This is a genomic window from Terrisporobacter othiniensis, assembly GCF_000808015.1.
Classification (GTDB): domain Bacteria; phylum Bacillota; class Clostridia; order Peptostreptococcales; family Peptostreptococcaceae; genus Terrisporobacter; species Terrisporobacter muris.
This window is the reverse complement of sequence record NZ_JWHR01000097.1, coordinates 1-22,315: the sequence shown is the minus strand read 5'-3', so window position 1 is coordinate 22,315 and position 22,315 is coordinate 1. Positions and strand designations below refer to the sequence as shown.

21 protein-coding genes are annotated in these 22,315 nt (G+C 27.7%); all 21 read right to left on the bottom strand.

Annotated features, from left to right (window positions below; all coding sequences use genetic code 11):
- Window positions 1-11 precede the first annotated feature (11 nt).
- Complete coding sequence (locus QX51_RS10575) at window positions 12-782, bottom strand: TIM barrel protein (protein ID WP_242842726.1); 771 nt, start codon at window positions 780-782, stop codon at window positions 12-14.
- A gap of 28 nt (window positions 783-810) precedes the next feature.
- Window positions 811-1,707 (bottom strand): HD domain-containing protein, encoded by an 897-nt coding sequence (locus QX51_RS10570; protein ID WP_039679887.1) that lies wholly within the window; start codon window positions 1,705-1,707, stop codon window positions 811-813.
- 369 nt (window positions 1,708-2,076) lie between these two features.
- Window positions 2,077-2,286: a hypothetical protein gene (locus tag QX51_RS10565; protein ID WP_039679886.1), complete on the bottom strand. Its 210-nt coding sequence runs from the start codon at window positions 2,284-2,286 to the stop codon at window positions 2,077-2,079.
- Window positions 2,287-2,402: 116 nt separating this feature from the next.
- Window positions 2,403-2,561 carry a ParA family protein gene (locus tag QX51_RS21200; RefSeq protein WP_139045017.1) on the bottom strand — a complete coding sequence of 53 codons (159 nt, stop codon included), beginning with the start codon at window positions 2,559-2,561 and terminating at the stop codon, window positions 2,403-2,405.
- A 217-nt stretch (window positions 2,562-2,778) separates the two neighbouring features.
- Entirely contained in the window at window positions 2,779-3,600 is an 822-nt protein-coding gene (locus tag QX51_RS10560) for a purine-nucleoside phosphorylase (RefSeq protein WP_039679885.1), read from the bottom strand.
- Between the two features lie 115 nt (window positions 3,601-3,715).
- Window positions 3,716-5,002, bottom strand: coding sequence for a NupC/NupG family nucleoside CNT transporter (locus QX51_RS10555; RefSeq protein ID WP_039679884.1), 1,287 nt, complete (start codon window positions 5,000-5,002; stop codon window positions 3,716-3,718).
- A gap of 18 nt (window positions 5,003-5,020) precedes the next feature.
- A complete protein-coding gene (locus QX51_RS10550) occupies window positions 5,021-6,220 on the bottom strand; it encodes a phosphopentomutase (protein WP_039679883.1) in 1,200 nt (399 codons plus the stop codon).
- Window position 6,221: 1 nt separating this feature from the next.
- Window positions 6,222-6,887, bottom strand: coding sequence for a deoxyribose-phosphate aldolase (gene deoC, locus QX51_RS10545; RefSeq protein WP_039679882.1), 666 nt, complete (start codon window positions 6,885-6,887; stop codon window positions 6,222-6,224).
- A gap of 34 nt (window positions 6,888-6,921) precedes the next feature.
- The gene (locus QX51_RS10540) at window positions 6,922-8,223 is read right to left on the bottom strand and encodes a pyrimidine-nucleoside phosphorylase (RefSeq protein WP_039679881.1); all 1,302 of its coding nucleotides are present in this window, start codon (window positions 8,221-8,223) and stop codon (window positions 6,922-6,924) included.
- Window positions 8,224-8,330: 107 nt separating this feature from the next.
- On the bottom strand, window positions 8,331-9,380 hold the full coding sequence (locus QX51_RS10535; RefSeq protein ID WP_039679880.1) for a BMP family ABC transporter substrate-binding protein: 1,050 nt from the start codon (window positions 9,378-9,380) through the stop codon (window positions 8,331-8,333).
- A gap of 11 nt (window positions 9,381-9,391) precedes the next feature.
- Window positions 9,392-10,144, bottom strand: coding sequence for a response regulator transcription factor (locus tag QX51_RS10530; protein WP_039679879.1), 753 nt, complete (start codon window positions 10,142-10,144; stop codon window positions 9,392-9,394).
- The gene (locus QX51_RS10525) at window positions 10,138-11,895 is read right to left on the bottom strand and encodes a sensor histidine kinase (protein ID WP_039679878.1); all 1,758 of its coding nucleotides are present in this window, start codon (window positions 11,893-11,895) and stop codon (window positions 10,138-10,140) included. The genes QX51_RS10530 and QX51_RS10525 overlap by 7 nt, the downstream gene beginning before the upstream one ends.
- 125 nt (window positions 11,896-12,020) lie before the next feature.
- On the bottom strand, window positions 12,021-13,325 hold the full coding sequence (locus tag QX51_RS10520; protein WP_079768053.1) for an NAD(P)/FAD-dependent oxidoreductase: 1,305 nt from the start codon (window positions 13,323-13,325) through the stop codon (window positions 12,021-12,023).
- Window positions 13,315-13,770, bottom strand: a complete 456-nt coding sequence (locus QX51_RS10515) for a 4Fe-4S dicluster domain-containing protein (RefSeq protein WP_039679877.1) — start codon at window positions 13,768-13,770, stop codon at window positions 13,315-13,317. Before QX51_RS10515 ends, QX51_RS10520 begins: the two co-directional genes overlap by 11 nt.
- Entirely contained in the window at window positions 13,763-15,664 is a 1,902-nt protein-coding gene (cooS, locus tag QX51_RS10510; RefSeq protein ID WP_039679876.1) for an anaerobic carbon-monoxide dehydrogenase catalytic subunit, read from the bottom strand. The genes QX51_RS10515 and cooS overlap by 8 nt, the downstream gene beginning before the upstream one ends.
- Before the next feature lie 201 nt (window positions 15,665-15,865).
- Entirely contained in the window at window positions 15,866-16,456 is a 591-nt protein-coding gene (gene rbr / locus QX51_RS10505; protein ID WP_039679875.1) for a rubrerythrin, read from the bottom strand.
- A gap of 113 nt (window positions 16,457-16,569) precedes the next feature.
- The gene (locus QX51_RS10500; protein ID WP_039679874.1) at window positions 16,570-17,199 is read right to left on the bottom strand and encodes a hypothetical protein; all 630 of its coding nucleotides are present in this window, start codon (window positions 17,197-17,199) and stop codon (window positions 16,570-16,572) included.
- Between the two features lie 165 nt (window positions 17,200-17,364).
- Entirely contained in the window at window positions 17,365-18,186 is an 822-nt protein-coding gene (locus QX51_RS10495; RefSeq protein ID WP_039679873.1) for a MerR family transcriptional regulator, read from the bottom strand.
- Between the two features lie 84 nt (window positions 18,187-18,270).
- Complete coding sequence (locus QX51_RS10490; protein ID WP_039679872.1) at window positions 18,271-19,614, bottom strand: MATE family efflux transporter; 1,344 nt, start codon at window positions 19,612-19,614, stop codon at window positions 18,271-18,273.
- Window positions 19,615-19,770: 156 nt separating this feature from the next.
- The gene (locus tag QX51_RS10485) at window positions 19,771-21,036 is read right to left on the bottom strand and encodes a SulP family inorganic anion transporter (protein WP_330376067.1); all 1,266 of its coding nucleotides are present in this window, start codon (window positions 21,034-21,036) and stop codon (window positions 19,771-19,773) included.
- 234 nt (window positions 21,037-21,270) lie between these two features.
- Window positions 21,271-22,194 carry an exonuclease domain-containing protein gene (locus tag QX51_RS10480; protein ID WP_039679871.1) on the bottom strand — a complete coding sequence of 308 codons (924 nt, stop codon included), beginning with the start codon at window positions 22,192-22,194 and terminating at the stop codon, window positions 21,271-21,273.
- Window positions 22,195-22,315 lie beyond the last annotated feature (121 nt).

The following is a 22,315-nucleotide window of genomic DNA, read 5'->3' as shown; positions in this document are numbered from 1 at the left end:
TGAAATATTTTTTATTCAAAATAGTTACTTTTTAAAATATCTAAGGACTCTTCCACATCATTTAGGTTCATCTCAAGTACTAAAAACTCTGGTTTTAAAGATAATATAATTTTTAATTCTTGTGATGTTAAATTTCCTTTTAATATGCCTGAGTGTTCATCTTCAACTCCATTGTTATCACTAAGATGAATTACTTTTATTTTATTTTTTAATAAGTAATAATTACTTTTACAAATCAAATTATGACCGCTATCAAAACAAAATCTTATATCCTTATTACACTTAAAAATATATTCAAAATCTTCTACATCACTTCCCACATTGGAAAAGTCTCCCCCTTTAGTGTAGGTATTTTCTATTGTAATAAGTAGATTATTATTTTTTAATAACAATTGATTGAAAAAATCTACTATATTATTTAAGTATTTTACTTTATTTCTTGTTAATCTATTTGTCATAACATATCCTAAATGCATATTAAAATATGATATATTTAAAAATTTTAACTCTTCATTTAATATGTTAATATAGTTTATCCACTTATCTTTAATAAATATAATGTCTTCACATGGATTTAACTCCATAGGTAGATGAATACCAACACTTAAATTAAGTTTTTTTATAGTTTCTGCATATTTCTTCAGTAGTTCACAATCCGAAATATTATCAATCCCTATTTCTATATGATTTATTTCTTTATTTTTATTACATATCTCTAAAGCTTCATTTATATTAAATATTAATGAAGATATTCCAATTCTTATATTTTTATAATCCATCATTTTAATTCCCCTTGTTTTATATTTTCAACTAAAGATAAAGCTTCGTTTCCATTTTCTTATCATATACGGACCAAGTATCTTCTTTTGTTTCTCCTTTTATTTGGTTTACCTTATTCAAAGTAGCATCAACACTGTCAGCAAAATTTAATATTATGGATTCTTCCATATTTGCCTTTTTAGGAGATCCATATTCTAATTTGCCGTGATGTTGAGTAATACATCCTTTTATTCGTCTAATAAAATCTTCACTAAAAGGTATTTCCAGATTAATAATTGCTCTATCAATCATTTGAACACCTATAACTATATGTCCTTCAAGCTCCCCTTCTAAAGTATATTTAAAAGGGCCACTATAATCCATTTCATAAATTTTACCTATATCATGAAGTTTGGCACTTAAAACTGCAATTTCTCTTCTTCTACAATCATATATATCACATAATACTTTTGTCAAATGCATCACACCTAAAGTGTGTTCCGCCAAACCTCCAATGTAATTGTGGTGCATACTTACTCCTCCAATTCCTCGCTTGAATTTTTCTAAAAACTCTTTATTCTTAAAAAAGTAGTCATCTAGCATTTTGCCTTGTGGTGAAGTTATGCACTCTTTGCTTATCTCTTCAATGTCTTCCATGATTTCATCTATATCTCTATTAACAGTTACAAGATAATCATCAATATTATAATTTTCAATTTTTTTAACTTGAAAAACATCTAATACATAATCTTTAACACCTTCAACTTCAATAACTTGTCCTGGCTCTAATTTTACTTTTACAGGTACTTTTGCGTTTATATATCCACTTTTATCACTTAATAAATAAAGCATCTTATTTCCATCTTTATATAATTTCTTATTTACCATAAGAGAAACTTTTACACTACCATCTTTCAAGTCTTTAAGATAAGATTTTTTATCTGTCATAATTTTTCTCCTTGATTATAAAATTAGTCATAAAAAAGCTCTAGATTGAAATATAAACTATCAAATCTAGAGCTTTTCGCAAAAGACATAGGTGATAGCCTAAGCTTTTGACTTATATTTCTCAAACTTTATAATACTATCAAAAGGTTAGACAATTCTAGCTTTTACCTAGTTAGTTTGAGATTTAGTTGGTCTTTAATCAACTATTACTATTATAATAACCACTAAACAATTTTTTATTTAAATTTTTATACTATTAATTAAATTTTGATCCTCTTTTTATCCTACTGCCACATCTACTATCATATATATTATTCTATCTTTTCTATAACCTTTAGTGATTTTTATTTGAAATAACTCACCTAGTATTCATAATTTATTTTTTGTAAATCCTGACTTTTCTATAATCATTTTAGCTTCTTTTCTACTCAATACTTTATTTATCTCCATAAATAAAGTATCAATATCACTGATACAAAGTGCTACATAATATCCATTTAACTGCTTTATTCCTTTTTTTAAAATATCATGTATCTTAATATATTTATCTTTTTCACCCCAACTTATTAAAGAATTCATATTTTATACTAATTTAAAATCTGTATCTATTAATCCTATATGAGACCATATTAAATTTAATTTTTTATCTTTTATATCTTCACAATCTACAATTAGTTGACCTAAGTTTGCTATTTCTATTTCTCTAAACCAATTTCTAATAGTCTTTTTTCTTCATAGTTATTTCGAAACTTATCTAATTCCATAAATGAAAATGTAATATTTGACTGTGGGTCTAGGTCTATAGCTAGTACTTTATAACCTCTATCAACTAAACCTGCTTCTAAATTAGATATATATAGTTGTTTTTACTACTCCACCTTTATAATTTATTATAGATATAACTTTCATACTTTTTCCCTATAAATAAGTACTTTCTATATTTTATGAACAGATTATAAAATATATCGCTTCACTTTAGTTATCTTACAAATACTTTATTTAAAAACGTACACCATAGCCAAGAATTATAAATAAAAAATAGGTATACATAACTGTATACCTATTTTTTATTTATAATTCTTTAACAATAGTTTTAACTAATGATAAAAATTCTTCTTTTACTTTTTGAGTAGTTTCTATAACTTCTTCATGATTTAAAGGTTGGTCAAGTATTCCTGCTGCCATATTAGTTATACAAGAAATTCCCACAACTTTAAGTTTGCTATGTGATGCAACTATAACTTCTGGAACAGTTGACATACCAACAGCATCTGCACCTAATATTCTTGCCATTCTTACTTCTGCAGGAGTTTCATAAGTTGGACCTGAGAAGAATGCATAAACACCTTCTTGAACTTTTATATTTAATTTCTCTGCACATTTTTTTGCAAGTTCTATGTACTCTTTAGTATATGCTGATGACATATCAGGGAATCTAGTTCCTATTCTATTATCATTAGCACCTATTAAAGGATTATTTCCAGATAAATTAATATGATCTGTTATTATCATTAAATCTCCTGGTTTAAAGTCAACATTTGCTCCACCTGCTGCATTTGTTACGAATATAGTTTCTACACCTAATGCTTTCATAACTCTAACTGGGAAAGTTATCATTTCCATTGAGTATCCCTCATAGTAATGGAATCTTCCCTGCATTGCTACAACTGTTTTTCCTTGTAAGTTACCTATAACTAATTGTCCTTCATGACCTTCCACTGTTGATACAGGAAAGTTTGGTATATGGTCATATTTGATTTTTATAGGATTTTCTATTTCATCTGCTAATATACCAAGGCCTGATCCTAATATCAATCCTATTGACGGAGTAAGATCTGTTTTTGATTTTATATAATCTGCGGATTCTTGTATTCTCTCGTATAAATTTTTCATGATTTCACCTCATATGTCTACATTAATTAATAATTATTTTATTTTATAAATCTATTTTACCAATTTTTATATTATGTTTCAATTTACTTAATATTGAAAATTTATTTCTATTAAATTATATAGCAACTATTAAACCTACTATTAATGCACTTAATAAACTTACTATAAACCCCCCCATCATTCCTCTGAATGCAAGTTTTGCAAGTTGATTTCTTTTTTCTGGGCAAAATACTGATATACCTGATATGCATATACCCATTGAAGATATATTAGCAAATCCACATAATGATATAGCCATCATAAGTCCTGTTCTATAATCTAATCCTTGTATTATTTCTCCCAGTTGTCCAAAAGCAACAAATTCATTTAATACTAATTTGCTTCCAAGTAATTGAGATGCAGTTAAAATATCTCCTTTATCTAATCCCATTAAAAATCCCATAGGTGAAAATACATAAGATAATATTTTTTCTAAAGAAAGTCCTACAACTCCTAATACACCATTAACTAAAGCAACTAAAGATATTATAGCAATAAGCGATGCTCCTATTCCAAGAGCCATGTTAAGACCATCGTTTGCACCTTGAGCTATGGCTGATATTAAGTTTGCATTGTCACCTTTATTATCTATTTTCACTTCATCACAAGCTATTTCAGTAGCTATTGGTTCTGCTATTTCAACTTCAATAAAATCTCCATTACTATATGTAACTTCTTCTTTAGTTTTTGATACTTCTTTAGTTTTTACCTCTGGTAAAATTATTTTAGAAACTATTATACTTCCTAAAGGTACTAGAGCACCTCCTATTAATAAGTATTCCATCGGTATACCCATTCCAGCATACCCCATAAGAACAGTTGCTGACATACTTCCCATACCAGATATTAAAACAAGCATTATTTCACTTTCAGTCATACCTGGTAAGTATTTAGAGACAAGTATTGGTGACTCAGTCTGTCCAAGAAACATATTGGCAACAGCAACGAAACTTTCTACTTTGCTAGTCCCAAGCACTTTTCCTATTACTCCACCTATACCTTTTACAACAAATCCTATAACACCTAAGTAGTATAGAGCTGCCACTAATGCAGATATAAATACAATATTGCCAAGAACTGATATTGCAAATATCATTCCCGTAGATGCAGTAGAATCAGATAATGATCCAAATACAAAGCTTAAACCTTCTGCTCCATAACTTAACACATTAGTAACCACATCAGATACTTTTTGTAGAGCTATTCTTCCCAAAGGAAATTTCACAAGTAAAAATGTTAATATAAACTGTAATACCAAAGCTTTTAATATCATTTTTTTATCTATATCTTTCTTATTAGAAGAAAATAAGTATAGTCCTGATATTACTATTATTATTCCTAAAATATTTATTAATATTTTCATATTATTCTCCCATTATTTTTATTTTATTAATTCTAAGAATGATTTCCCTATTTCAAAATCATACTCTTTGTTATCATTATCAAAATTATCCAGGATTGTTATCCCAATATCTGACATAGACTTTAATTCATTAAGTTTGCTAGGATTTTCTAAATTTTTATTATAAATTATAACTGGTACGTATTCTCTTGTATGATCAGTGCCTTTAAATGTAGGATCATTTCCATGGTCTGCTGTAATAATTAATAGATCATCATCATTCATGTGTTGTATTAATTCTTCCAGTTTATTATCAAAAGATTCCAATGCATTTCTATAACCTACAACATCTCTTCTATGACCGAACAGTGCATCAAAATCTACTAAGTTTAAAAATACTAATCCCTTGTATAAATTTTCTTTTGATATATTTATAAGTGCATCCATTCCATCTTCATTGCTTTTACTTTTTATACTTTTAGTTATACCTTGATATGAATAAATATCACCTATTTTCCCTATTCCAACCACATCTAGATTCTTTTCTTTAAGAGCATCTAATACTGTATGTTTAGGTGGTTTTAGTGCATAATCTTTTCTATTTGAAGTACGTTTAAAGTTTTCTTTATTTGTTCCTACAAAAGGTCTAGCTATAATTCTTCCAACTTTATATTCTTCTTTTAAAGTAATTTTTCTTGCTATTTCACAAACCCTGTAAAGTTCTTCTAATGGTATTGTTTCCTCATTAGCTGCAATTTGTAATACACTATCTGCTGAAGTATATAAAATTAATGCTTTACTTTTTATATGTTCTTCACCTAAATTTTTTATTATTTCTGTTCCTGATGCAGAAATATTCCCTATAAACTTATGACCACTTTTTTCTTCTAGTTCATTTATTAACTCCTTAGGAAATCCTGTATCTGTAAATACTTTAAATGGTTCTTTTATAAGTATTCCTGCCATTTCCCAATGTCCTGTTATTGTATCTTTTCCTTTTGATAACTCACCACATTTTGTACTATATGCTATTTGATTTAATACAGGTTTTACACCTTCTATATTTTCTATATTTCCAAGACCCATTTTTTGTAGGTTAGGAAGATTTAATCCTCCTGTAGCTTTAGCTATGTTGCAAAGAGTATTGGCTCCTTCGTCCCCATACTCTTTTGCATCATTCAAAGCACCTATACCCACAGAGTCTAACACTATTAAAAATACTCTGTTAAATTTTTTCATATTAATACCCCGAACACTCTTCATTATTTATTAGTTTTATTATTCTACTTGTTCCTAGTCTTGTAGCACCTATTTCTATAAACTGAGAAGCCGTTTCTAAATCAGAAATTCCTCCGGCAGCTTTTATAAGTATATCTTCACCTATATTTTGTGAAAATAATTTTAAATCCTCTACTGTTGCTCCACCACTACTAAATCCTGTTGAAGTTTTTATATAATCTGCTTTTGCATTTGTCACACATTTGCACATAGCTATTTTTTCTTCTTCAGTTAAAAGACAAGTTTCTATTATTACTTTTAATATTTTTTCTCCACAAGCTTCTTTTATTGCTTTTATTTCTTCTTCTATTTCAACCAATCTATTTTCTTTAAGCATCCCAAGGTTTATTACCATGTCGATTTCATCTGCACCATTAGATATGGCATCTTTTGTTTCATATACTTTTACTGCAGTTGTATTGTATCCGTTTGGGAAACCTATCACTGTGCAAACTTGCATTTTATCACCAACATATTCCTTTGCTTTTTTTACAAAAGAAGGTGGTATACATACTGATGCTACTTCGTATTTCATAGCATCATCACATATTATTTTTATATCTTCCCAAGTTGATGTTTGTTTTAATAAAGTGTGATCTACTGTTTTTAAAATAGTTTTATTATCCATTCTCTCTCTCCTATTAATTATTATAAAATTAAAGTTATATCATTTTGTGAATTATCGGAGCTTTTTCTGCCTTTTGCTCAGCTATTACGTATGCACTTAATAACTCTTCTTCAGCTTTTTCAAACTTAGCTTCATCTGATGAGTAAAGAGTTGCTAATACATCTCCCACTTTAACGTAGTCTCCCATTTTCTTTTCTAATATTATTCCTGCACCATAATCTAAATCATCCTCTTTAGTATGTCTTCCAGCTCCTGTTAATAAAGAAGATATTCCTACTTTCTCAGCATTTAATGCGTATACATATCCTTCTTTAGTCGCTTTAACTTCATGAGTTAAAGGCGCTATTGTAAATAATTCAGGATTGTCTATTACTGATGCATCTCCACCTTGAAGTACTGCTAATTCTCTTAATTTAGCTAATGCACTTCCATCTTGTAAGCATTTTTCTAATTTTTCTCTTCCTTCTTCCATAGTTTCAACTATTTTACCAAGCATTAACATTCTTGATCCTAATTGAAGAACTAACTCTCTTAAATCCTCTGGTCCTTTTCCTTTTAATATTTCTATAACTTCTTTTAATTCAAGAGCATTTCCTATTGCATATCCTAAAGGCTCTCCATTTAAAGTTATTGCAGCAGAAGTATTTCTACCTAAGCTTTTTCCTATATTAACCATAGCTTTTGCTAACTCTTCAGCTTTTTCAGCAGTTTTCATAAATGCGCCTTCACCATACTTAACATCTAGTAATATGGCATCAGATCCTGAAGCTATTTTTTTACTCATAATACTTGCAGCTATTAAAGGTATACTGTCAACTGTTGCAGTTACATCTCTAAGTGCATATATTTTTTTATCTGCTGGTACTAGATTTTGTGTTTGACCTGCTATAACAAGTCCTGCATTTTGTACCATTTCTTTAAATTTATCTTCTTCAACAGATATATCAAAACCTGGTATTGATTCTAATTTATCTAATGTTCCACCAGTATGTCCAAGACCTCTTCCTGATAGTTTTGCAACTTTCCCTCCTGCTGCTGCAACCATAGGTACTAAAATTAAAGATGTTTTATCTCCAACTCCACCAGTACTATGTTTATCAAGTTTTATTCCATCTATCATACTTAAATCAACTACATCTCCTGAATTAACCATTGCCATAGTTAAATTTGCTGTTTCTTCTTTTGTAAATCCATTTATATATATTGCCATTAATAATGCAGATGTTTGATAATCTGGTATTTCACCATTTGTATACTTTTCTATAAAAAACTCTATTTCTTCTTTACTTAATTCTTCTTTGTCTCTTTTTTTAGATATAATATCATAAATTCTCAATATTTTTAACAAAATATAATAAATTTGACATTTGATAAAAATATTGATATTTGATAAAAATATTGATATTTGACAAAAAAATAACCCACCATAAAGGTGAGTTATTTTTAATTATTTGAAAATTTATCTAACTCATTTTGAGTAGATGGTATTATAATTTCTTCCTCAATCATTAATTTTTTTATTTCTTCTACTTTTTTAATTATATTTGAAGATACCTCAACATTAGAGCCTTCTCTTTCATATCCAATTACATCATCTTTAATACCTAATTCTTTTATTCCAGAAGTCCAGTTACCCTTAACTAAAGATTCAATCTCATTAAATATAATTTTATTGGCATATCTTGTTGCTGTTGAAACTATATAATCTGGTTCATACATATTTTGATTAGCATCTACACCAAAAACATATTTATTCATTTCTTTTGCTGCAGCAAATACACCAAATCCAGATTGTCCCGCCAATTGTTGAATATAATTTACGCCCTTTTTATACATTAAAATTCCCATTTCTTTGGCTTTAGTTGGATTTGAAAAATCTCCCACAGTAGCCTTTATAACATTTATATTAGGATTAATATATTTTACTCCAGCTTCAAATCCAATAGCCCCTTCTTCCAAATAACTTAAGTTTTTACCCAAAATTATACCTACACTATTATCTTTAGTGTTTGTATGCGAAATACATAATCCTGCCAATACTCCATTTAAAAATGTTTGCTCATTCCACTTCGTATAAATAGCACTTACATTAGGTAAACTCAATTTTGAATCTATAATTGTAAACTTTTGATTGGGATATTTTTGTGATATTTGTTTTATAGACTCTTCTTGCTCTTCTCCCAGTCCTATTATTAAATCATATTCTCTATCCTTTGCATAATTTAAATATATATCTTCATATTCATTCTTATTTTTCACATAAGTATAATCAAACTCAATACCTAGTTTTTCTTGAGATTCTAACATTCCTTCATAACATAAGTCGTTAAATGACTTATCTCCCAGTCCTGTTTCATTAAATATTATAGCTACATTAAATATTTTCTCATCTTCATTTTTAATTAAATTTGTTTTCTTGTTATTTAATAAAGTAACAAGAAACACCATAATTATCAATAAAATTACAAATACTATATTTTTACTTTTCTTCATTTTTATTTACCTTAAAATCTATCATCATCAGGAGATATACCTTTATATTTTTTGTAAGTTTTAGAAAAGTAACTAGGATTTTGATAACCAACCTCTAATGCTATTTCTCCTACTTTCATATCACTATTTTTTAGTAATTGCTCAGCCTTGTTCAATCTATAATTTGTAAGGTATGTTGAAAAATTCTCTCCAACTTCCTCTTTAAACAAACGTGAAAAATATTCCTGTGATAAAAATACATTTTTTGATATATCAGCTAAACAAATAGTATCCTTATAATTTAAATCAATATATTTTAGTGCCATTAGTATTGATTTTGAATATTTATTTTCATCATACTTAATTTCATTATTTTTATTTTCTTTATTAATAAACAATTCTTTTTTACTAATAATATCTTTTTCAATTTTAGAAAACACATCTTTTAATTCCTTTGGTCTTATATCTGATTTAATTAAATATTCGAAAACTCCACAACTAATAGCTTGTTTTGCATAGTTAAATTCTGCATAGTTACTTAATAAAACTACATAGACATTAGGCATTATTTCTTTTACTTTTTTTGTTAATTCAATACCATCCATTATTGGCATTTTTATATCACTTATTATTACTTCTGGTTTTAAATCTTTAATTAATTCAAATCCTTCTTTTCCGTTATTAGCACTACTAAGTACTTTATAATCATCAGAAATTTTAGAAATATTATATACTATCCAATCTCTTATTGGTGCTTCATCCTCAACTACTATAATATTTAGCATATACCCTCCCTTAAATTTGGTAAAATAAATATAACTTTTGTGCCCTTCCCTTCTTCACTTTCTATTCTTAAACCATATTTCATACCATAGTTTAATTGAATTCTTTCATGTACATTAGTAACACCTACAGAATTTATACTTACACCTTTATTCAATACTGTTATTAACTTATCTTTTGACATACCTATTCCGTTATCTTCAATTATAATTTTAATATGTTCATTTTCTTCAGATGCTGTCACTTTTATATAACCAAAGTTATTTTCTTTTTCCATACTATATAATATTGCATTTTCTAATATTGGCTGTAATATGAATGAAGGAATTTTAAAATCCAGTACTCTTTCTTCAATATGGTATTCTATTTCAAATGAATTTGGATACCTCATTTGCTGTAATTCACCATAATTTTTTATATTTTCTATTTCGTCTCCTAATGTAATCATCTCACTTGCTTTTGGTAATATAGCCCTTAACAACTTTGTAAATCTATATAACATTTCTTCCGCTTCTTCATTTTTTCCCATAGATATTAAAAATCTTATTCCACTTAAAGTATTATACAAAAAGTGAGGATTTATCTGAGCTTGTAAAAAACTTAATTCCGCCACACGCTTTTGTTTTTCTGATTCTTTAATATTTTCTATAGATGTGTTAAGTTGGTTTACCATGCTGTTAAATGATTCTTGTAAGTCTCCAATTTCATCTTCTCTATTAACAATAATCTGTGACTTTAAATTACCACCAGTTACTTCTTGCATTTTATTTTTTATCTGTATAATTGGTTTTGTAATCCACTTTGAAAGCTTATACGTTATTATTAAAGCTATAAAACTTACAAACATAATTATAAGAGTTGTTATAGATATAATTTTATTTGATATTTTCATGCTAATATTACTTGGTATTTCTTGTATTATATTCCATTCATATTCTTCAATTTGAGAAATAATTTTTGTACTATTTACACTGCCCTCAATATTTCTGTCATCATTATTAAATATATCTTTATAGTTTTTTCCAATATCTCTTTTATCTTTACTGGATATAATTTTTCCACTTGAATCCGTTATATAAATAAATGAACCATTATCTATCATTTTTGAATATCTATCATATAACATCGTTTCACTTATATCCATTATTAAAATTCCCAAGGTTTCATTAGTTATAATATCCTTAATCAATCTACCCATTTTAAAAATGTTTTTATAAGGTCCAATTCCATTTTCATCTTTGTATGTATTAATTAAAACTGTATCTCCATCTGATTTTACAATTTCCTCATACCAAAGTTCCTCTTTTATGTTATTTAAATAATATTTATTTTTTGAATAAGTACTATATGTATATCCATTATTGCCAACTATATAAAGTTCTGGTTTCATGTTATATCTTCCATATTCCCATACAACGTCATTTAGTAATCCTTCTACATAAGAATTCATATTTTTTTCTAACTCTTTATTAGAAAAAATTGTTTTATGAGATGTAGCTAGTATTTCCATTAAATGGCTATCAACTACTATAGTATCCCCCATGGTTTCCACATTTGATAGCAAAATAGATATATTATTTGCCACTTCATCTAAAACTTGTTCCCTCATTACTTCCATTTCTTTATTTACTATTTTATTAGTATTTTTTACTTGTTCAACTGAAATTGACAATGATATTAATACTATAAGAATAAATAAAAGCAAAAATAACTTTAATGTAATACTCTTCCTCATTTTAAAAATATTTCCCATTTACTTTAGCATCCTTAAACATTTCTTTTTATAATAATTAAGTTTAAACTATATTTTTTTTTTAATCAATAGCATAAAAAAACAACTGATTCTAAAATCGAAGCAGTTGTTTTAATATTTTTTAATTATATATTAATGTTATATTCAAATTCTCCATTTTCCTTCATAGAAAAGAAATCAGCATATCCAATATCAAATACTCTTTCTTTCAAATTTGGTATCTGAATTTTATGTTTTATAAGATAAGTAATCGGCCCAGTATAAGAAATATCTCCTTGAGCTATAAATCCTGTTATTACATTATCTTTTATAACAAATTTTTTATATCCTTCTTTGTCACATCTAGTTATTACCTCGTAAGTATCATCTGGTGGTATAGCTATTCCTAAAGAAATTGTTGGGATTCCTACAAAATTCATACTGTTTTTAAATGTAAATTCATCATCTAGAATTTTTTCAACCCCAACCATATTGTAAGCTGCAACAATTCCTTGTTTTACAGCAAGTGGCCATATGGCATTTTTACCAACTACATCTCCCGCTGCATATACATCTTTTACTGTAGTTTCGCATTTGTCATTTATTACTATACCTCTATTGTCTTCTATTTTTGTATTTGCTACAAATTCTGTATTGGGTTTAACTCCTGTAGAAACTATAATCATATCACATTCAACTACGGTCTTATCTCCAAGCTCTATCCCTTTAACATTTTGGATTTCATCTAGTATTATTTGATTTACAGGACGAGAAGGATATAGTTTTGCTCCAAGTTCAATAAACTTATCTTCATAAACTTTAGCTGAATATTTATCTAATTGTCTATCTAATATAAATTCATTTGGATAAATTAAAGACACCTCTATATTTCCCATATCCAATAAAGAAGTAAGAACATCTATTCCTATAAGTCCTGCTCCTATTACAGCAACTTTTTTACTAGTTTTAATTTTTTCTTTTATATCAATCACATCTTCTATGTTTCTAAGTGGATATATATGTTTTCCTTCTTTTATATTTTTAATTGGAGGTATAAACGCTGAAGCTCCAGTTGCTATTAGTAATTTATCATATGATATATCTTCTTTTTCTAATTTAACAATTTTCTTATCAGTATCAATATTTTGTACACTTTCATATTTTTTCCAAGTTATATTGTTTTTTTCCATAAAGTCTATATCCACAAAATTAATACCATCCACAGTTCTATGTTCTGAAATAACATGATGTAACATACAACGTGAATATATTTTATCATCCTTAGAAACTACTATAATACTTCCCTTTGGATCTAATTTTCTTAAAACTTTTGCTGCATTTATTCCCGCTGCACTTGCACCTAAGATAAGGTACTTTGTTGGATTATTATTTATTTCAACACATTTTTTTTCTTTTTTAGATGATAATTTATTAAGTAATTTATCTAGCATAAGCTTCCTCCTTTTGTAGCTTAATTGCTCCTGTAGGACACATGGCTACACATTTAGGAATTTCTTCATCTTTACATAAATCACATTTTAATATTTTTTGCTTACTTCTGTCATCCACTTTCAATAAGCCATAAGGGCATGACATTACACACATATAGCAAGAGCCACATTTTTTTTCATCATAAGAAACTATTCCACTTTTATCATCTTTGCTCATAGCCCCGCTCATACAAGTCATTACGCATTCTGGTTCATCACAATGTCTACAAAATATAGGTACTGGGTGATTGTTTTTATCCATTTCAATATGATTTCTACTTTCAGTATCAATACTATTTAAGTCTAATGTATACATATTATCATTGTCACTATCTCTAATCATACAAGCAAGGACACAACTTTTACACCCTTTGCATAAATCTTTATCAATTAAAATTCTATGCATAAACTTCCACATCCTTTAACCCTAGTTTTACTCTTCTATCAATTATTATTTCTTCTAATTGATCTGCAGTTGATTTAGGGTCTGGGTTTACTATTACATGGCCTCCTGTTATATCTTTTAATCCCTCTGTTAAAACTTCTGTTACTAACTTACTTCCTGTTATAAATGGAGGAAGTGCTAAATGTAGAGGAAGGCCTAAGGCTAAACCAAAAGCTCCATCAGCTAACGCTTGTTCTTCTAACCATTGTGGTGCAGAAAGTACTAGTGGTAATTGTGGTAAATCTATTCCTAGGTATGCTGCTAGTTCTGTTGCTACTATTTCAAGTCTACCTATTGCTAAACATGGACCAAAGTTTAATACTGGTGGTATACCTAATTTCTTACATACTGCTTTTAAATTTTCTCCAGCTAATTCTTCCGCTCCTGGTGACATTAATCCTACATTTTCTAGACCTCCAGTTGAACATCCTGCTGATAAAACTATTATGTCTCTCTTAATTAATTCCTTAGTTAATTCAACAGTATTAATGTCGTGTCCTCCAGCTGTCATGTTTGAACATCCAACTATTGCAGCCACACCTTTTATTGTTCCATCAGCTATTAAATCTACTAATGGCTTCCATGAATCTCCTAAAAATTCTTTTAAGTTCTTTTCACTAACACCTGTTAAAGATTGTTCAAATCCATGATCTTTTGGTATATCTATTTTAACTTCACTTCTTCTATTTTTATAAGGTTCTAAAGCTTCATTTATTAATTTTGTATCTATTTCATCGTATTTATTTCTATCTAAATAAACATATTCTGCATTTTTCTTTTTAGCCACATCATCAAGACATATCATTTTAACTTTTAATTCATCTGCTATTGGTTCAAGTCCTGGTATTGTACAATTAAATTCTGAAACTATCATATCTATTGCACCTGTTGATAATACTGCCTCACTTGTAAAGTTATTTCCAGCATGACCAGCAAATATTTCTTGATAATGCTCTCCTCTAAGTTGTAAGTCTTGACCTACACATGTACATCCTACTAATCTAAATCCTTTTGCTCCCACAGATTTTGCTAGTTCTACAACTTCTGGCTGTTTTAATTTTTCTTGGAATGATGTAAATGTTGAGTGTTGGTGTCCTGTAATCATTATGTTTATATAATCTTCATCTATTACTCTAAATCCTACTGGTGCCATTCTTATAACTGGATCACCTAGCATTATGTCATTAATAAGGTTTGTAAGAGTTAATCCATAAAGACCTGTTGAAATTCCAAGGCTTAAGCAACTCATTAGCATATCTACTGGGTCTGAGTTTAAGTTAGTTGATGATTTTACTACCCCATCAAATACTTCTGATTTAGCACCACCAGGCATTATTCCTAACTCTTTCCATTTTTCAACTCTTGGTCCATATCCTATTTTTTCAACAAGTTCCATTTTATTAAATCTAGGTTTATATAAATCATTTAGAACAGCGTCTGCAACTTTAACACATTTTTCGTATTTATCATCAACCTCTATTCCCAATTTTTCTGCTAAATGATTTAGTGCTTTTTCACTTTTAATTATTCCCTTTGTTTCTCCTACATGTTTTAAATTTAAAGCTGTATTTTCCACTACGTGAATATAACATGCTGATCCTGATGCAACCGCTCTTAAAAAGTTTCTACCAACTATTGTATCTGCATCTGCTCCACAAATTCCTTTTGGTGATTTAGGCGTTATTCTACATGGCCCATTTGAACAGAGTCTACAACAAACGCCTTGTAAACCAAATCCACATTTTTGTTTTTGAGTTTCAGTTCTATGAAATGCTGTGTCAAACTCCTTACTTGCTACGAAACTTTCTAATCTTTCATCTGCACTTTTACACATTCTACAACTATTACAATCCATTTTAACTCCCCCTAAAAATAATATTTAATTAAATTTTCATATTCTGAGAAATGTCTAGTGATTCGAGTAATGTTCTGATAATTTATTATTTAACAATTTCTTATTATTATATATACCTGGAAAAATTTTCATCAAACATTTTTAGTAATTTTTTCCACAAAAAAATAGATAAGCTAAAAGTTTATCTATTTTTTATTAATACTATTGATTAAAAGGAGACATTCCTAATCGAATGAAAAATCCTTGAGGATGATTACATACTGGACAAGATTTTGGAGCTTCTATTGAATTATGTATATGACCACAGTTTAAGCATAGCCACTCTGTTTTCTCATCATTTAAAAATAATTTTCCTTCTTCAATATAGTCAGCAAATTTCCCAAATCTATCTCCATGAGTTTTTTCTATCTCCGCTATTTTTTTGAAAGAGTAAGCAACTGCTTTAAATCCTTCTTGTTCTGCTATTTCTGCAAATTTTGTATAAACATCATCATGCTCTTCATATTCATTATGTTGTGCTGCACGGAGAAGCTGTACTATATTATCATAAATATCTACTGGATAACTTCCATCTACACTAATATTACTTCCAGCTAATTCTTTAAGATGATCATAATATACCTTTGCATGAGCTCTTTCTTGGTCAGCAGTATATTCAAATACAGCTTGTATTACATGTAGTTTTTCTTTCTTTGCCTGTGACGCTGCAAATAAATATCTGTTTCTTGCTTGTGATTCACCTGCAAATGCACGCATAAGATTATCCTTTGTTTTACTATTTTTAAAATCCATTATATAACCTCCTAAATCTTTTTTATTACATTATCCTAATTTTAGAAGTTTATACATAAATTATTTAATTTTATATTCTACTAAAAATCAATCTTATTATCTAATATTATGTTTTAGTTTTGAGAATAAAAATAACCATAAACTAATTTATTTTTATTTTTATTCTCAAAAAAACCTTTATCTATTATAATATCTCCCTTGTCCACAGTAACATTATCCATATCAGAAAACCAGCTATCTACAATAGCATCAATAATATCATTGTTCAAGCTTAGATTTAACAACCTTATATCTTTTAAATTAAGTCTTAAATCATTATCTTCAGTTAATGTAGGTAATACATCTATATCAATAGGTGTTTTAAGATATGCAAGAAGTTTATATTGACCTCCAATAGTTAAGCCATTTTTATTAATTGTAACTTGTACATTTTCAATATCTTTATTATTTGAATTTTTTAAATAATGATTAATATAACTTAATATAGTATCTTCAGGTATATAAAAACTTCCCTCTACTCTTAAAGGATTGTCTAATATTTTCATATTTTTGGATTCTAAACCTACTAAAGACTGTAGATATTCTATTTGATTTTGAGGTAAATTTAAATTTGTATCCACATCTATATCTATCTTAGAATTTTTATTATTTATACTTTTCCATTCAAAACTGCCTAGGAAAAATAAACTTATTAATAAAAAAATTATTGATATTATAAATATATACTTTCTTTTATTTCCCAAGAAAACACCTCCCTACTAACGCTTTACTTTAATATATAGTTTGTACTATATAAATAGATGCTTATATGTATTATATACACTACTAGTAAGTATCATAATCATTTAAGTATAATATTTAATAAGTTATCTTTTTATTTCTAGTTTTCGACTTATTTGTTAGATTAATTAATTTTGTATTAAAATTTCTATTTGCCCAAGAGATTTCTCTCTTCCGTCATTTCCTACCCTTGTCATTATATATATTTCGTTGAAATCTCCAACAGTTTTTATATTATTACTTTCTATGTATTCCATAATCACATCATAGTATTTTCCTGAGTCTCTATAAGTATCATCAAAATACATTGTCAAATAATCTCCTTTTTCCATAGATATTATTTTATCATCTTCATAAGACACTTTTTCTCCAAGATTAATCATTACATTTTTGCACTCTGCCTTACCTTCTCTTTTCACATCTTCATAAGATATGGTAAAAGCTATTTCTGCATTAACATTTTCATAATCTCTTTCTACTTCTAAAAGAATTTTTCTCAAATTAATTTCAAATTCATCAGAAAAACGATCAGTAAAGTTATACTGAATAAATTTTCTTTCCTCATTATATTTTATGAAAACTTTATTTATACCTTTATTCAAAGATACTTTTATTTTATCTTCCAAAGATTCTACCTTATTTTTTATATTTTCTAATTCTTTTATTTTTTCTGATATTATTTTCTTTTGTTTTCCCAGTATATCAACAATTGATTCTAGAGATGTATAGTTATTAGTAACTTCTTTTATTTCTTCTAAAGATAATCCCATAGCCTTGCATTGTTTTATTAAATCTATAGTATTAAAATCTTTCATAGAATAATATCTATATCCTGTATCTTCATTTATATAAGAAGGTTTGAGTATTCCTACTTTTTCATAATGTCTTAATGTTTGTACTGATAAATTGTTTAATCTTCCCATTTGTCCAATAGATAAGTACTTACCCATATTTTCACCTCCAAAATTACTTTTGTAGAAATTAATGACCTATGTTAAAAAGGACATTAATATATATTAATGTCCTCATTATAACTACATAGTAGCCACTTCTTCAAGCGGTTCTAGTTTTTTATCTTTATTTATAACAATATCTGTATATTTCTTAACATTAGCTATTATAAACATAAGTATAAATGTTAATGACTCTGATACTAAAACACTTGCCCATATACCATTTAATCCAAATATTTTAGGTAATACATATAAGCATATTGGTAAAAATACCATAGACCTTAATATGCCTATTAAGTTTGAAAACTTAGGCATTTCTAATGCTTGATAATAAACTACTGTATCCAGATTTATACTTCCTATTATATAGGCTAAACAAGCTATTTTTAAACCATTATATGCCATCTCTGCAATTTTAGGATCAGTTGTAAATATTCCTACTATTTGTGGTCCAAAAACATAACATATAACAGCAGCCCCTATACTAACTACTAAAGATGACTTACAATTTATTTTATAAAAGCCTAACATCTTTTCTTTATCTTTTCTACCAAAATTGTAACTTATAAGTGGTTGTGCACCAAAAGTCAATCCAAGTAGAACCATGTATATATTTGTTGTTATATAATTGATTATACTATAAGTTGATATTCCTATTTCTCCCATATAATTAGTAAAGGCCATATTGTGTAAAAATACTATTATAGAAAAACTTGCTTGACCTAAGAATGATGGGAATCCTATGTTTGATACATTTTTTATACTTTCCATAATTAATGGTGCATTACCAAAACTTAAGATACCTCTTTTTCTTATAAAGTGAGGAAGAAGTATTGAAACTGTAACTATTTGTCCTAGACCTGTAGCTATAGCCGCTCCTTTTATGCCCATATGTAATGGGAAAATAAATACATAGTCAAGTACAATGTTAGTAATTGCCCCTGCTATAGTAGAAACCATGGCAAGCTTTGGTCTGTTATCATTTCTAACAAATGAATTTAATACTATACCTACTAAGTTTGGTGTGCAGAAAATTGCATAAAATCTTAAATAATCTGTTGCCATAGGAGCTAAATTATCTGTTGCTCCTAACATCCTAACAATTTGCTCTGGAAATGCAACACAAATCACAGTTGTAACTATACATATAATTAATAATAATTTCATTACCTGCCTAAATATATTTACTGCTTTATCTATATTATTAGCACCAACATTTTTCGATACTAATGCTCCTCCACCTACTGCTAACATATTTGCTATACCAAATAATACGACAGTAAAAGGAAGTACTATATTTACGGCAGCTAGCGCCGTATCACCAACACCTTGACCTACAAATATCCCATCTATTACTGTATATAATGACGAAATAAAGTTGGCCAAAGAAGATGGTATTGCATAACTTAAAAATTCTGTAACCATATTAATACCTCCTGTTAAAATACTAAGGTATATTATAAAGTCTATTGTAAGTATAGAGTCAATACATATTTAAAAAAAGCATTTATCATATGAAAATCAATTATTAAATAATCTTATTTTATAATAAATGCTTTTAATTTCATATAATTTTATATATTAAGCAACATCTTCAATAGTTTTATCTTTTCTATTATTTATAATTAAAACAGAAATTAAATGTATACTCATACCAACTAGTATGGCTACAACTAAATCAAATACTATTGTTAGTATAAATGTAGCTAAAAGAACGATTACTTCTATTTTAGGTAAGTTCATCATTTCCTTCATTTCTTTCCACTCACCCATGTTATAAGAAACTATTATTAATATGGCAGATAAAACTGTCATTGGAATCATTTTTGCTAGTGGCATTAATAGTATCATAATTAAAAGAAGTGTTATGGCATGTACCATTCCTGATATGGGACTTCTTCCTCCATTTCTCACATTTGCAGCTGTTCTTGCTATAGCACCTGTTGCTGGTATACCTCCAAACAAAGCTGATACAATATTTCCAATTCCTTGTGCCACAAGTTCACTATTTGAGTCATGTTTATCACCTATCATTTTATCCGCAACAACACAAGATAGTAGTGATTCAATTGAGGCCAAAACTGCTATGGTTATGGCTGGCTGAATAAGTAAAATTATTTTATCCATACTAATTTTCGGTATGATTGGCATTGGTATAGTTGATGATATATCAGAATATAAACTTCCAATTGTATCAACATTTAAACGAAATGTTTTTACAACTAATGTTGCAAATACTAAAGCAACTATAGATGCTGGTACACTTTTATTTACTTTTGGCCAATAAATCATTATCAATATACATACAATTCCTATTAAAAATGTAATTATATGAAAACTATTTATATTTTCTATATAAGCTACTATTTTATGTAAAGCTTCTGCAGGAACGTCATTTATATCTAAACCTAATAAATCCTTTATTTGTGTTATAAGCAAAGTAACTGCTATACCGCTTGTAAACCCTACTGTTACTGTATGAGGCACGTATTTTATCAGATTCCCTAGTTTCAACATACCCATAATAACCAATATTATTCCTGACATTATTGTTGCAATAATAAGCCCATCAATACCGTGATTTTTTACAATACCATAGACTATTACTACAAAAGCCCCTGTAGGACCTCCTATTTGTACCTTACTACCACCTAAAAAAGATATAATAAATCCAGCAAATATAGCAGTAATAAGACCTTTTTCTGGTGATACTCCTGATGATATAGCTAGAGCTATGGATAGTGGCAGCGCTATTATTGCTACTATAAATCCAGCTATTATATCTTTTTTTATTTTTTCACTACTTATTTCATCATTTCTAAACATTGTTAATAACTTTGGCGACATTTTATTATATTTCCTCCCCCTAAAACTTTGTCCTTTTGTATAATACTCTTAGAAAATAATAAAATCAAAAAAATATTGTTAACAATAAAATTTTTTTTTCATTTATATTGTCAACAATATATATTTATTATAACTATATAGATATCTACTAACAAAGAATTTACGAGCCTTATACCACTTATATAGGAAATATTCATAAATAGTTTTGCTCAAAGTCTCTCTTTTATATGATTTTTATGTTCTTAGTAATTCTTCAAATTTTTCTTCATCTATAATTATTAAATCTTGACCTTGATTCATATAATTAACTGCCGTTCTTAGCTTATTACTCATTTGATTTGGACTTAAATTTTCTATATCCTTAGCATTTGTAATTAAAATATTAGTTCTTTTGGTTACAGAATTCCTTGTTATACCTCCCAAATCATTAATAAGCTTAGTTGCTTCAGCCCTACTCATAGAATGGAGTGCTCCTGTAAATACAACTACTTTATCTTTGAAATAATCAGTTTCTAATGAAATTTCATTATTATCGCATTCATAATCCTTGTATCTTTTTGAAACAATGCCTTCTCTTATTTTTTTACATGGTGAATAAGTATTGTCAGCTATATATCCCAGCTTAAATCCTACAATATCAGCTATATCTTCCATACTATTCAATTTTAATTCTTCAGAAATATTTATAAAAATATTAGCTGCAGCAGTAGCATCTGCACTGGCATGATGGTGATTAAATTTATATCCTAAATGTCTATTAACGGTATTTAACTTATGATTATTTAAATATTTATAAAATAATTTCGAGGCTACTAAGGTACATGCATAATCTAATTTGGGATACTCTAAATTATAAAGATCTAGTGTATTTCTAAGCACAGAAAAGTCAAAAGATGCATTATGGGCTATGACCAAATTATTTTCTAAGTAAGGTTTTATTTCTTCCCATAACTCATCAAATTCTTTTTCATTAATTACATCTTCTTCTCTAATTCCATGAATAATTATATTTCTTGATTCAAACCTAAATGGCCTTGGCTTAATTAGCCAGTATTTTTCTTCTATTATTTTGTTATCTTTTACAACAGTAATACCTAAAGAACATGCAGAAGCTCTTTTTTCATTTGCTGTTTCAAAATCTATGGCAATAAAATTCATATAGCCCTCCATAAAAATTTTTCTGATACTCATTATATCATATTAAACTTATTATTATAATTTATCACTTTATAAAAGGACACTTCTTGATTTTGTCGAATTAAGTAATAACTATAAAAAT